Genomic DNA, 13935 nt, shown 5'->3' with positions numbered 1-13935 from the left:
ACATCTGTTTTGAAGATCGTTTACAAGGTCGACATTGCAGTAACCTCCAACACGATTTAGGTGATTTTGTACTAAAACGCCGTGATGGCATTATTAATTATCAACTGGCTGTGGTCGTGGATGATTATTTGCAAGGTATTACCCACGTCGTTCGCGGTGCAGATTTACTCGATAATACCGAGCGTCAAATCTGGTTAGGTCAGCTACTCGGTTATCCACGTTTAAGCTATATGCATTTGCCATTGGCCATGAACGCCAATGGTCAAAAGCTTTCCAAACAAAATCTGGCACAAGCACTCGATCCAAAACAGGCATCCTTATTATTAGCACAAGCAATCGAAGCATTACACCAATCACCTGTTGAGTTAGATATCCCTTCAAATATGCTAAAACAAGCAGTGACTCAATGGAATATTGACCAGATTCCGCATCAGACCGAACTGAGCGGCACCTTCCTTTAACCCATAAAAAAACCCAGATTTGATCTGGGTTGATTGGTCTTGCTGTTCAATCATTAGAAATTGGATTCTTCTCGGTTTGGGTTAACTTGCTGAGTAGAAGAGTCAATTTTAAGCACCAAACTGATCATGGCGGCACACATCATCAGCGACGTTCCTCCATAACTAATAAAAGGTAGCGTTAAACCTTTGGTCGGCATTAAGCCCATATTCATGCCTGCATTCACCAGAATCTGAAGCAGGAAAATAATACTGATGCCGTATGCTAGATAACCTGCACGCAGAAAATTGTGTTTTAAAGCACGATGCCCAATTTTGATACAACAAGCCAACATTCCAAAAGACAAAACCATGACCAGCGAAATACCCACAAAACCAAATTCTTCGCCTAATACCGCCAGCATAAAGTCTGTATGCGCTTCAGGTAAATATGAAAGTTTTTGAACACTATGCCCCAGACCTGTTCCAAACCATTCACCACGCCCAAAAGCCATCAAGGCATTGGATAACTGATAACCCGTTCCTAAGGGATCTGCCCATGGATTGGTGAAAGAAAGTGCACGTGCCATTCGATATGGCTCAAATACGATCAGGAAACCAATTCCCATCAATACCGCACCGAGCATAATGGCAAACTGAGTAGGCGGCGCTCCTGCCAAAAAGAAGATCCCCACCATCATCAGGACGATGACCACGGTCGCGCCCAAATCAGGCTCTGCAATAATCAAACCGACAGTAATCGCCATAATTCCACTCAAGCGCACTAGGCCTTTCCAATGGGTACGGACTTCTTTGGCGCGGCGTACCACATAATCAGCGGTAAAAATTGCCATCATCACTTTCGCCACTTCCGTCGGCTGCAAAGTAAAACCTGCCAATCGAATCCAGCGCTTGGAGCCATTCACTTCTGTACCGATCACCAATACCGCCAGTAGCAGTACAATCGTAAACAACCACAATGGAAAGGTATTCCTAAACCAGAGATTGAGTGGAACCTTGTAGACCAAATAAGCAATGACTGCTGCACTGGCAATCGAGATTGCATGACGAACCACGTAATGAAATGGATTTTCATGCATATATTCAGCATAAGGCATGGAAGCAGAAGCCACCATAACCGAGCCGATACACAACAAACATACCACACAGAAAATCAGCAAATTTCTAGCAGTCATTTCCGCAGGAAATTTGGGGATCCAGCGATCATAGAGCTGATTAAGTTTGGTTATGGTTGTCTGAGCAAAGCCAGCCATCGCATCTTCCTTATTTTTTGTTCTGATTAAACCAGTGTATTTACACAAGCGACAAACTGATACCCACGGTCTGGATAGCCTGTAAACATATCAAAACTTGCACATGCAGGCGATAATAATACAACATCATGTTCAGTTGTTTTCGCTTGAGCCAATTCGACCGCTTGCTTCAAACTTTGTGCCTGAATCAATTCTGTACTACCCTGTAAGGCAGTTTGCAGTATTGGCGCATCTTCACCGATCAGGATCGCTGCTTTGACATATTTAGCCACCGAAGCTTTAAGTAAGCTGAAATCCTGACTTTTGCCCTGCCCACCTAAAATCACCACCACTTTGCCTTGTTGCGGTTCAATCGCGGCACCCAAACCATCAATCGCAGCAAGTGTCGCACCGACATTGGTTCCTTTGGAGTCATTATAATAACGTACGCCATGCACGGTTTTGACATATTCACAGCGATGCTCCAAGCCTTTAAATTGCTTTAAGGTCTCTAGCATCGAATCTCGTGGTAAGCCAATCGCTTCCCCTAGAGCCAGACAGGCCAGTGCATTGGCAACATTATGCGTTCCCTGAATATACAGTTCGGAGCTTTTGATCAAACGTTCACGACCTCGTGCTAACCACAACGTACCATTATCTTCACGTAAAATGCCGTATTGATTAAGATCAGGCGCATTTAAGCCAAAACTTTGCATCGGCGTTTGATCAGGCACTAAAGGTCGAGTCAGACTGTCATCGCGGTTATAAACAACTTTTTTGACGCCCTGAAAAATACGATGTTTGGCTTTATGGTAACCGAACATATCACCATGACGGTCTAAATGATCTTCACTCATATTCAACACAACTGCCACAGCCGCATTCAAGTTCGACGTGGTTTCCAGTTGAAAACTGGATAATTCCAGTACAATTAATTCAGGCTGGTCTTTGAGTAAATCAAGCGCAGGACGCCCCAGATTCCCCCCTACTGCAACCTTACGCCCTGCATCCTGTGCCATTTGTCCTATCAGGGTGGTGACGGTACTTTTTGCATTTGAACCCGTAATTGCAATAATCGGCACATCTGTAGCGCGACGTAATAATTGAATATCACTAACCACTGGAATGCCTTTCGCAATGGCCTGTTGAATTTCAGGAAGCTGCGGCGCAAGCCCTGGACTTAAAATAATTTCTTCGGCTTGTAGGAGCAATTCCAGATCCAGTTGACCAAAACTGGTTTTGACTTCAGCAGGAATCTGATCATGACCGGGTGGCGTTTCACGTGAGTCAGTTACCGCAACCCGATAACCTTGTTCATGTAGAAAATTCACAGCAGACACCCCTGAAATACCAAGTCCTGCTACGACTTTTAATCCACCCCGTTGTATTAGCATGTTTGCTCCGCATATCGATGCCAGAATTGAATGCAAAATGTTAGCATTTCTAAGTTTTGAATACTTTTTCAGTTTTCATTTTATTCATCGTTTTTTGTGTCAGCGCGTAAAAAAAGCCATCAAGTTGATGGCTTTTTGCACAATATCTTCATTCAATCGTTAATGCCATTTTACGGGTTTAACTTCATTATTCTTAATCATCGGCTTTTCATCACTCGAACAACCACAGCCGCCTGCACAACCTACTGACATTTTAGGTTTTAGCCACTTGGCCAGCACATGCCAACCGCGCTGTTCACAAAAGACCGACAACGCAGAAAATGTTGCACTGGATGTTTTCGGAAAGACCTTTTTAAATACCACCAAGGCACTCCAAATCACCAACACCGCAATAATCAAATATTCAATCATTTCAGCCTCCGTTGAGCGCAGAACATACGCCTTAAATAAAAAACCGTGATGCAATTTGATAGGTCAGGAATGACATCAGATAAGCCAAACCAAATAAATAACCCGTCATAATCGCCACAAATTTCCACGAACCTGTTTCACGACGCACCGTCGCCAAAGTTGCCAGACAGTGAGGCGCATAGATAAACCACACCAATAATGACAGGCCTGTTGCCAGTGACCATCCTGTATCTGGCGCACTAATTAACTGACTGAGACTTTGCGCAACCGCATCATCGCCACCCGTCGCTGAAAGTGCGTAGACGGTTCCCAGTGCCGCAACCACGACTTCACGTGCCGCCATCGCAGGAATCAACGCAATACAGATTTGCCAACTAAAACCAAGAGGCGCAAACAAAGGCTGAATCAAGTGCCCTAGCATGCCTGCGAAACTGTAATCAATCGCAGGCAAGGTCGCACCTTCTGGCGGTTGTGGAAATGTACATAAGAACCACAACAACACTGATAACGCGAAGATAATGCCACCCACACGCTTCAAGAAAATCTTGGCACGATCCAATAAACCAATTCCCACACTTTTCAGGTTTGGAAAACGATAACTAGGCAATTCCATCAACAAAGCGTGCTGTGATTTATCCTTTTGAAAGAATTTCATCACAAATGAAACCAGTAGTGCGCTTAAAATTCCCGCCATGTATAGACCAAACAGCACCAATCCTTGCAGATTAAAAATACCCCAGACCGTTTGATTTGGAATAAATGCACCAATCAGCAAAGCATAGACAGGTAAGCGAGCCGAACAGGTCATCAGTGGTGCAACCATGATCGTGGTAAAACGATCACGCGGGTCACTGATACTCCGCGTTGCCATAATGCCAGGAATCGCACAGGCAAAACTGGACAATAGCGGAATAAACGCCCGACCACTCAAGCCAGCTTTAAACATCAGTTTATCGAGTAAAAAAGCCGCACGTGGTAAATAACCCGATTCTTCCAGAACCAAAATAAAAAAGAACAAAATCAAAATCTGGGGCAGAAACACAGCCACTGCGCCTGCGCCTGCAATAATCCCATCGACGACTAGACTGTGCAGCAAAGGTTGAGTAATAAAACCACCGACTACTTCACCCAACCAACCAAAAAAGGCTTCAATGCCATCCATAAACGGCGCTGCCCAAGCAAATACCGCCTGAAACACCACAAACATCAAGATCGCAAGACTAAGCAGACCTAAAACAGGATGCAAAAAGATTTTATCTAGAAAGTCAGAACGCTTATCTTCCTGATCAACATAATGTACGACATCGTTCAGAATGGTTTCAATTTTCTGGTGATGAGTACCTTTGAGACCACTGAGTTCAGTATGCGGCACACTAAACTTATTTTGGTCTAGCGCAGTTTTAAGGGTTTCAACCCCTGCATTTCGCACAGCCACAGTTTCAACGACTGGAACACCCAAACGCTCGGAAAGTTTTTGAGCATTGACTTGAATTCCACGGCGACGCGCTTCATCCATCATGTTCAGTACAACCAGAACAGGACGACCCAGCTCCAAAACTTCAAGCACCAAGCCCAAATGCAGCTTCAAGTTGGTCGCATCGACCACACATAAAAATGCATCCTGTTGCTCTTCACCTTCAATTTTACCCAAACAAACATCACGGGTAATGGCTTCATCAGGACTGGTGGCAGTCAAACTATAGGTACCCGGCAAATCCAATACCCGTACTGTTCTTTTTGAAGGTAATTCAAAAAAACCAATTTTGCGTTCAACTGTCACACCCGCATAGTTCGCTACTTTTTGACGAGTTCCAGTCAATTGGTTAAACAGAGAAGTTTTACCGCAGTTTGGATTTCCAACAAGGGCGACACGAAGCACTTCACTCATGCTGGAACTCCATCGTTCTGGCTAATTTCAATCTTTTCAGCTTCAATTTTACGCAGCGCAAAGCGCGTAAAACCTAACTGGACAAGAATCGGATCTCCTCCAAATACACCTTTGGTGATGACTTCAACTTTCTCACCCGGAACAAAACCAAGTGTTTCCAAGCGACTTGCGACAAGGTCTTGCTGATCTGCATTGCCATCTACGGTACGATTGACCTTGGTGATGATGGCAGTTTGCTTAACTTTTAACTCTGATAAACGCACCGCATCTGATCCTGAACTCTTTTATATAGTATAACGTCAAATGAGAATAATTAACAAATAAGGAAGAATTACAATTCTCATCCCGAACAGAGACTCGACAGCGCGTGACTTTTCACCTAAAGTGCTGATCATGCAAGAGATAAAAAGATGACCATCAGCAAAAAACCTCGTATTCCTGCGGCTGTAAATATCCCTGAACAATTTAGTTTTTTACAGGGTTTTCGTGATTATCTGGTCGCTCAGAGCGTCAGCCCACATACGCGCAATGCGTATTTAAGTGATTTAATCCAGTGCGGTAGTTTATCTGCTGTTAATTTGACCAATTGGTCAAGTCATGATGTCTCGGAGGTCATGATTGAACTGACCAAACTCGGTAAAAGCCCGCGTTCCATTGCACGCTGTCTGTCCGCATTACGTCAATTTTATAAATTTTTACGTGAGCAGAAATTACGTACAGACAATCCGATGGCCAATCATAAAAGTCCTAAACTGGGACGCGCCTTACCTAAAGACTTATCCGAACAGGATGTCGAAGCGCTGATACAAACACCAGACACCGAAACTGCGTTAGGACTTCGTGACCGCGCTATGCTAGAGGTTTTATATGCCTGTGGGTTACGTGTCACGGAACTCTTAAATCTACGACTGGATTTAATTAATTTAAAACAGGGTTATTTACGCATTACAGGCAAAGGCAATAAAGAACGACTTGTTCCCATGGGACAATTTGCAACACAGTGGGTCGAGCATTATCTGGCGCAATCTCGCCCTCATTTATATAAAAGCAGCACGGACTATTTATTTCTTACGCAACATGGCGGCATTATGAGCCGACAAAATTTTTGGTATGCCATTAAGCGTTATGCCTTACAGGCCAATATTCAAGCTGATTTATCGCCACATACCTTGCGTCATGCCTTTGCCACGCATTTGCTTAATCATGGCGCTGACTTACGTGTAGTACAAATGCTGTTGGGGCATAATGATTTATCGACAACTCAAATCTACACTCATGTCGCGCAGGTTCGTATGCAACAACTTCACGCTCAGCATCATCCACGTGGTTAAAATAAAATGATTAATTAACCCTCAAAATAATGTGACCAATTCTACAAATTTAGCTATTATTTTTTACAGTTGATGTGCAATAAACCACATGGCTGTTTGTTTTTTTTGCTATTCTTAGCCCTTTCCGATTTAGAATTTTGATAAAAGGGTCGTCTATGTTGTTTACCCGATCTCGTCTTTTTTTAGCATGTACAGTGGCAACAGCTCTTGCCCTTTCAGCTTGCTCTAAAGAAAACTCAGCACAAAAACAAGATACTTTAACAGCCAGTGCGCCCGCAACAGGTGAAGCCTCAACGCTCAGTGAACGTAATGCCCAGCAACGTTTAATCAGCACGCTACAACAACAATTTAAAAAAGCCAATATTCAGGCTAAAGTCATTGATATCAAACCGACCGAAGTTCCCAATTTATATTGGGTGAATCTGGAAGGTATGAGTTCTGTGTATGCCACCAGTGACGGCAAATATATTATTCAAGGGGAAGTTATCCGTTTAGGTGACAAAGAACTGACCAATGTCGGTGATGCACTGCAATCTTCAGAAAATAAAAAATTATTTGCAGCACTCAAAACTGAAGATTTAATTGTTTACCCAGCTACAAATGGTAAAGCCAAACATGTGATTTACGTGTTTACCGATTCAAGCTGCCCGTATTGCCATAAATTACATGAACATCTCAGTGAGATCACCAGCAAAGGGATTGAAGTTCGCTATATCGCGTGGCCTCGTGGTGAACAATTTATGCCAACCATGCAAGCGATCTGGTGTAGTGAAGACCGTAAAGCTGCATTTGATCAATCTATTCAAGGCTTACCGGTACAAGCTCCACAATGTAAAAACCCTGTGCATGAACAATATCAACTGGGTCTAAATATTGGGGTCAATGGAACGCCTGCGATTTACAACAGTGATGGACAATATCTGGGTGGATATCTCACACCAGATGAGTTGGTAAAACGACTGGAAAAATAAATATTCACAACAATCCCCATCACTTATAAAAATTTGACACTGGGCGAAGATAAAACACACTTCGCCCTAGAGTCTGGCGCTTTTTTTAGCTATGATCTAGCCTTGTTTATTTTTTAATGCATGTATGGAGTGTGACGTGAAACCAGTTCGTCTGGCAATACTCGGTCTTGGAACCGTGGGTGGTGGAGCCCTTAAACTATTACAAGAAAACGCCGCTGAAATTAAACGTCGCACCGGCCGTGAAATTCAAATTACCCATGTTGGCACTCGCCGTCCTCGTCCCGATCTTGAACTCGAAGGCATTCAGCAAAGTGCAGATTTAATGGAAATCGTACGTCAACCCAACGTTGATGTAGTTGTTGAAGTCATGGGCGGTATCCATCCTGCATATGAAGTGATTATGGAAGCCATCAAGCATGGCAAACAGGTCGTGACTGCCAATAAAGCCCTGCTTGCAGAACATGGCAATGAACTCTTTAAAGCTGCTGAAGATAATGCAGTTCAGATCGCCTATGAAGCAGCCGTTGCAGGCGGTATCCCGATTATCAAAGTTATTCGTGAAGGTTTGGCTGCCAACCGTATTGAATGGCTTGCAGGCATTATTAACGGTACAGGCAACTTTATCCTGACTGAAATGCGCGATAAAGGTCGTGCCTTTACCGACGTGCTCGCAGAAGCTCAACAACTCGGTTATGCCGAAGCTGATCCAACTTTTGACGTTGAAGGGATTGATGCTGCACATAAGCTTACGATTCTGGCGTCTTGTGCATTTGGTATTCCGCTACAGTTTGACAAAGTCTATACCGAAGGGATTAGTAAAATTACCGCGCAGGATGTCAAATACGCAGAAGATCTTGGCTTCCGGATTAAACACCTCGGTATTGCGCGCCGTGCAGAACATGGTATTGAACTACGTGTCCACCCAACCCTAATTCCAGAAGAACAACTGATTGCAAATGTCAATGGAGTCAAAAATGCGGTGCTCGTACAAGCTCATGCAGTTGGCCCAACATTATATTATGGCGCAGGCGCAGGCGCAGGCCCAACCGCTTCTGCTGTAGTTGCGGATATTGTGGATATTGTACGCGATATTTCTTATACCGAAGATGGTGCTGGAACGATTCCTCAACTGGCTTTTGAAGCTTTGACAGATTTACCTATCCTCAAACGCGAAGAAATGACCACTGGATATTATCTACGTGTCGATGCCGAAGACCAGACAGGCGTACTTGCAGATATCACGACGATTCTCAGTCGTGCTGGCATCAGCATTGATGCCATCATGCAACAATCTCGTTTAAAAGATTTAATCCCGATCGTGATCTTAACTGACCCCGTCGTTGAGTCAAAAATGGATGACGCGATTGCCAAAATTCAGGCTTTGCCTGCAATTCATGGCGAAATCGTACGAATTCGTTTAGAATCGCTGGATAGTTAAACAGGTGGAGAGGGTCACTCCCCTCTCACCAGCTCTACCTCACATTTGGAACATCATCTCATGTCTAATGCCAATCGTTATACCGGTCTTGTTGATCGTTATCGTGACCGTTTGCCAGTTTCAGCAACGACCCGTGCTATTTCTTTAGGAGAGGGAAATACCCCACTGATTAAACTAGAGAACATTCCACGTCTGATTGGTAAAGATGTTGAAATCTATGTGAAATATGAAGGTTTAAACCCAACAGGTTCATTCAAAGACCGTGGTATGACTATGGCTGTCACCAAAGCGGTTGAAGAAGGCTCTAAAGCGATTATCTGTGCATCTACAGGTAACACTTCTGCGGCGGCAGCGGCGTATGCTGCACGTGCAGGCATCAAAGCATTTGTCTTAATTCCAGAAGGCAAAATCGCAATGGGTAAAATGGCACAAGCCATGATGTATGGTGCAATCACCATGCAAATCCGTGGTAACTTTGACGATGGTATGCGTCTGGTGAAAGAAGTGGCTGATCAGGCTCCTGTCACCATTGTTAACTCAATTAACCCTTATCGCTTACAAGGTCAAAAAACCATTGCCTATGAAATCGTAGAAGCATTGGGTCGTGCGCCTGATTATCACTGCTTACCAGTGGGTAACGCAGGTAATATCACGGCACACTGGATGGGTTATACCGAAGCAGTGGCGAATCAGCCTGCGGATCAATTTGAACAAGTCATCTATGATGCTGCAACAGATCAGTTCACAGGTCCTAAACCAGAAGGCTTACCAACCATGGTGGGTTATCAGGCTTCGGGCGCAGCTCCTTTCTTACGTGGCGCACCTGTAGAACAACCTGAAACGGTCGCAACAGCGATTCGTATTGGTAATCCACAAAGCTGGAATCATGCTAAAGCTGTGGTTCGTGATTCTAAAGGCTGGTTTGATGAACTTCAGGATAGCGAAATTCTTGAAGCACAACGCTTACTGTCTATGTATGAAGGTGTGTTTGTAGAACCTGCTTCTGCGGCATCGATTGGTGGAGCGATTCGTGACATCAAAGCGGGTAAAATTGCAGAAGGTTCTGTGATCGTTTGTACAGTGACAGGCAACGGCTTAAAAGACCCTGATACTGCAATCAAACAATGTGCAGATGCCGTCATGCTATCGATTGATGCCACCATGACTCAAGTGAAAGACTCTATTTTGTCCAATATGTAAGTTTAGATTTGACATGAAAAAACCAGTTGCTTGCAACTGGTTTTTTTATAATGGACATATTGATCGTAAATTTAAAATGACATCAAATTTTTTTAAAATCTGCTAAAGACGTTTTGGTTGTTGAGATAACCAAGTCAATAAATTAGTTGCATCATTGGTACGTGCCTGCGAGCTTGAAGCTCCTAATAACACCACCACTGCTGGTCGCGAATTCACAGTGGTATGCATCACCACACAACGCCCTGCTTCATTAATATAACCTGTTTTAGAAAGATTGATATTCCAGCCACCATTACGCACTAATGCGTTAGTGTTGTTAGACTTCAGTACGCGATAGCCCAGATTAAAGTCATAGGTCGGGGTCGTTGAAAACTGACGAATCAAACCGTATTGAGATGCTGCACTGGCTAAAATCCCCAGATCACGTGCAGAAGCCACATTGTGAGGATCTAGACCTGTAGACTCGACATAATGCGTTGAGGTCATACCTAACTGACGTGCTTTAGCATTCATCGCCGCCACAAAGGCACTACGTCCACCAGGATAAGTTCTCGCTAAAGCCGCTGCCGCAGGGTTTTCAGACTTCATTAAAGCAAACAGCAATACTTCGGCACGATTCATAGTATCGCCCGCACGTAGCGTTGAGCTAGAGTTTTTGCCGCCTGCACCCGCAAAATCGATTTGCTGTAAGGTGATTTCTTCAGACATATCGAGACGTGCATCCGACGTCACAACAGCCGTCATTAGTTTAGTCAGAGATGCTATAGGAAAGACTGTATTGGTATTTTTGCTATACAGTACTTCACCCGTCTGAGCATCCATCACCAATGCTGCACGGGCATTGACAGAAGGCTGAGAGCCATAGCCACTCGTGTCACGAATCACGACTTTCGGGTTGGATGAAATTGAAACATTCGTATTCGCGGCTGGTGCAGCGCCATTACTGCGCACCGTTGTACTAATACTAGTTGAACCTTGTGGACTTGCTTCGAGCTCGCCATCATCATTTAAAAGCTGACTGGCTTGATCTGAAGACCAATTTAATGACGCAGATCCGTTCCCCGATGAAGGATTAACAATAATCTCCGCATAACTTGCCGAGCTTAGTGCAAACAAAACAGACATGCTCAAGACATGCATTAATGACTTTTTAGAATTTTTCACGATCAATTACTCAACTCAGGGTACACACAGATTTGCTTATTACCTACATTATGCCTTACATTTGAAGGCACGACATGCAAATAATGACGGCAGCAGTGTGTACAACTATTCTCTCAAACTTGTGTGAATAGGATTGCTAATTTTGTCATTACATTGCAAGTAAATTTTGCTTTATGTAACAAAAAAACATCTTTTTTAGTCCAAGGAGGCCAGCGTGATCACAGTTTTGGTGGTTGATGATCATGAATTAGTACGTACAGGGATCTGTCGTATGCTTGAAGATCAAACTGGTGTTGAGGTGATTGGACAGGCAGAATCTGGCGAAGAAGCGATTGCCATAGTGCGTCAACAACACCCTCAAGTGGTATTACTCGATGTGAATATGCCCGGCATTGGCGGGGTCGAGACTACACGTCGCTTGTTGCAAACCGCACCTGAAACCAAAGTTATCGCGGTGAGTGGACTGGCAGAAGAACCCTATCCCTCATTGCTCTTAAAGGCAGGTGCCAAAGGCTATATTACTAAAGGCGCTCCGATTACCGAGATGGTCAGAGCGATTAATAAAGTCATGCAAGGCGGTAAATATTTCAGTGCTGATATTGCTGAACAACTAGCCAGTTCTTATCTATCAGATACTCAGCAATCGCCTTTTGATGCACTTTCAGAACGTGAAATGCAAGTTGCGATGATGGTCGTCAATTGTATCAGCGCTCAGGAAATTGCTGATAAGCTTTTTGTGAGTGTGAAAACAGTCAATACTTACCGTTATCGTATTTTTGAAAAACTGGATCTTGATAGTGATGTCAAACTCACTCATCTTGCTATTCGTTACGGACTCATCAAACCTTAAGTATTCGAGTTAGATACAATCATGCAGGCGCAATCTTCTACGCCACTTTCTTATACGATTTACCGTTTAGGTTTGTGGTACACCCTTTACCGCCTGCTTATTGTCACAGGTTTAATCATTATTTTTCAGCTCATTTCTGAGCAGTTAAATGCCGACTATAATCAACCTGTATTGTATTTTTATACGCTTATCGCTTATTGCGTAGCCAGTCTGATTCAGTTTTTATTGTTTAAGTTTTATCCACGACAGATTGATCGTCAACTGATTATAGTGTTTGTGGTTGATGTCATTGCATTGGGATTGCTGACATTTTCTCTGGGCGCACCAAATTTAAATATTAGTTTGCTGTATGTTATTACGGTGTTTTCTGCCGCGATTTTACTGCCCAGAAAAGTCTCTTTGGTGATCACGCTTCTTGCTGTTATTTCACTGATCTATCAACAGTTTTTTTCAAGTTTTTTTGATTATAATAATTTAAGCACCATTGGAAATAGTGCTTTACTGGCTTTTTTGTTTTTTGTCATGTATGGCATTGGTCAAGTTGCTGTAAAACATTTTAAAATTCTGGAAAATATTAGCTTTCGTCAATCCCAAGCGCTATATCAACTTCAAAATATTAATCGTTATATTTTAGAACAAATTGATGATGGCTATCTGGTATTAGATGAAAACTACCATGTGGTGCTCAGCAATCCAGCCGCCTGTACGCTGTTGGGCATTCCGCCATTATTTGCGCATGAACAACTTCCGTTGGCCAAAACCCAGCCCGATTTATTTGAGCTTTTAAGATTTGATCCCTTAGAAGACGGCGAACAATTTATTTTTGAATCACAACTGTCTACTTATAACGTGCATATCAAGGTACAACGCTTGATCGTGCCACATCAGGCTTTAATTTTATTGCGCTTGCAGGATGTGCAGCAGCTCAATCAACAGGTTCAACAGCTTAAACTTGCCGCTTTAGGACAACTTTCCGCCAGTATTGCCCACGAAATTCGTAACCCATTGGCAGCGATTGTACAGGCCAATGAACTGTATATTGGCAGCGAATCTGAACAGCAACATTTACTGCAAAAAATGATCAGTAAACAATCAAAACGTATCAATGATATTATTGAAGATACATTGCGTATGGCGCGCAATGACACCACGCATCCGATGCTGATTGAGTTAGATAGCTTTTTGTCTCATTTACTGACTGAAGATTTATCCGATGTTCAACATCAAATCCGCTTGGAGATGACCGAGAAGGTAATCGTTCAATTTGATCCAAAACAGTTAACCCAAGTTTTAATCAACCTGATTCGCAATGCATTACGCCATAATGATCCAGATGTTGATCAGATTGTATTATCCGTACGTATGGTTCAAGCTGAAGTATTCATTGATGTGATTGATTTTGGCAATGGCATCGAAAAACGTGATATATCGCAACTATTTAAGCCATTTTTTAGTACCGAAATCAAGGGAACTGGTTTAGGATTATATTTGTCCCATAGTCTGTGTGAAGCCAATCACGCCAAGCTCAGTTATGTGGAACAACAAAAAGGAGCATGTTTTAGAATTCAATGCTCAACAAAAGATAAATAATATTAGGT

General features: G+C 43.2%; 13 protein-coding genes. 7 read left to right on the top strand and 6 right to left on the bottom strand.

Going from position 1 to position 13935, the window contains the following annotated elements; genetic code table 11:
- Nucleotides 1-461, top strand: a 461-nt coding sequence (locus tag JR005_RS14630; protein WP_228731761.1) for a glutamate--tRNA ligase family protein, incomplete at its 5' end; no start/stop codon positions are given.
- Nucleotides 462-514: 53 nt separating this feature from the next.
- Here the strand turns inward: JR005_RS14630 and ftsW are convergent.
- From ftsW to JR005_RS06170, 5 genes are all read right to left on the bottom strand, one after another.
- Nucleotides 515-1711: a putative lipid II flippase FtsW gene (ftsW, locus tag JR005_RS06190; protein WP_218665730.1), complete on the bottom strand. Its 1197-nt coding sequence runs from the start codon at nt 1709-1711 to the stop codon at nt 515-517.
- A 26-nt stretch (nt 1712-1737) separates the two neighbouring features.
- On the bottom strand, nt 1738-3084 hold the full coding sequence (gene murD, locus JR005_RS06185) for a UDP-N-acetylmuramoyl-L-alanine--D-glutamate ligase (protein WP_218665729.1): 1347 nt from the start codon (nt 3082-3084) through the stop codon (nt 1738-1740).
- A gap of 159 nt (nt 3085-3243) precedes the next feature.
- Nucleotides 3244-3495 (bottom strand): DUF6587 family protein, encoded by a 252-nt coding sequence (locus tag JR005_RS06180; protein ID WP_218665728.1) that lies wholly within the window; start codon nt 3493-3495, stop codon nt 3244-3246.
- Between the two features lie 31 nt (nt 3496-3526).
- Nucleotides 3527-5383 (bottom strand): ferrous iron transporter B, encoded by a 1857-nt coding sequence (feoB, locus tag JR005_RS06175; protein ID WP_044437052.1) that lies wholly within the window; start codon nt 5381-5383, stop codon nt 3527-3529.
- Nucleotides 5380-5646, bottom strand: coding sequence for a FeoA family protein (locus JR005_RS06170; protein ID WP_005001807.1), 267 nt, complete (start codon nt 5644-5646; stop codon nt 5380-5382). The genes feoB and JR005_RS06170 overlap by 4 nt, the downstream gene beginning before the upstream one ends.
- Before the next feature lie 147 nt (nt 5647-5793).
- On the opposite strand from JR005_RS06170, the gene xerD reads away from it, so the two are divergent.
- The 4 genes from xerD (at nt 5794) to thrC (ending at nt 10323) form a co-directional block, all read left to right on the top strand.
- A complete protein-coding gene (gene xerD / locus JR005_RS06165; protein ID WP_218665727.1) occupies nt 5794-6714 on the top strand; it encodes a site-specific tyrosine recombinase XerD in 921 nt (306 codons plus the stop codon).
- 155 nt (nt 6715-6869) lie between these two features.
- Nucleotides 6870-7685 (top strand): DsbC family protein, encoded by an 816-nt coding sequence (locus tag JR005_RS06160; protein WP_010588807.1) that lies wholly within the window; start codon nt 6870-6872, stop codon nt 7683-7685.
- A 136-nt stretch (nt 7686-7821) separates the two neighbouring features.
- Entirely contained in the window at nt 7822-9123 is a 1302-nt protein-coding gene (locus tag JR005_RS06155; protein WP_010588808.1) for a homoserine dehydrogenase, read from the top strand.
- Nucleotides 9124-9183: 60 nt separating this feature from the next.
- Entirely contained in the window at nt 9184-10323 is a 1140-nt protein-coding gene (thrC, locus tag JR005_RS06150) for a threonine synthase (protein WP_005001803.1), read from the top strand.
- Between the two features lie 102 nt (nt 10324-10425).
- Here thrC and pbpG read toward each other — a convergent pair whose 3' ends face one another.
- The gene (pbpG, locus tag JR005_RS06145) at nt 10426-11487 is read right to left on the bottom strand and encodes a D-alanyl-D-alanine endopeptidase PBP7/8 (protein WP_104794821.1); all 1062 of its coding nucleotides are present in this window, start codon (nt 11485-11487) and stop codon (nt 10426-10428) included.
- A gap of 214 nt (nt 11488-11701) precedes the next feature.
- Here pbpG and JR005_RS06140 point away from each other — a divergent pair, with 214 nt between their 5' ends.
- Complete coding sequence (locus JR005_RS06140; RefSeq protein WP_004995355.1) at nt 11702-12337, top strand: response regulator; 636 nt, start codon at nt 11702-11704, stop codon at nt 12335-12337.
- Nucleotides 12338-12358: 21 nt separating this feature from the next.
- Nucleotides 12359-13927 carry an ATP-binding protein gene (locus JR005_RS06135; RefSeq protein WP_010588809.1) on the top strand — a complete coding sequence of 523 codons (1569 nt, stop codon included), beginning with the start codon at nt 12359-12361 and terminating at the stop codon, nt 13925-13927.
- Nucleotides 13928-13935: the final 8 nt, after the last annotated feature.

Origin of the sequence: Acinetobacter sp. Colony158 (genome assembly GCF_019264745.1) — a bacterium.
GTDB classification, from domain to species: Bacteria; Pseudomonadota; Gammaproteobacteria; order Pseudomonadales; family Moraxellaceae; genus Acinetobacter; species Acinetobacter ursingii.
This window is presented reverse-complemented; position numbering and strand designations above follow the sequence as displayed.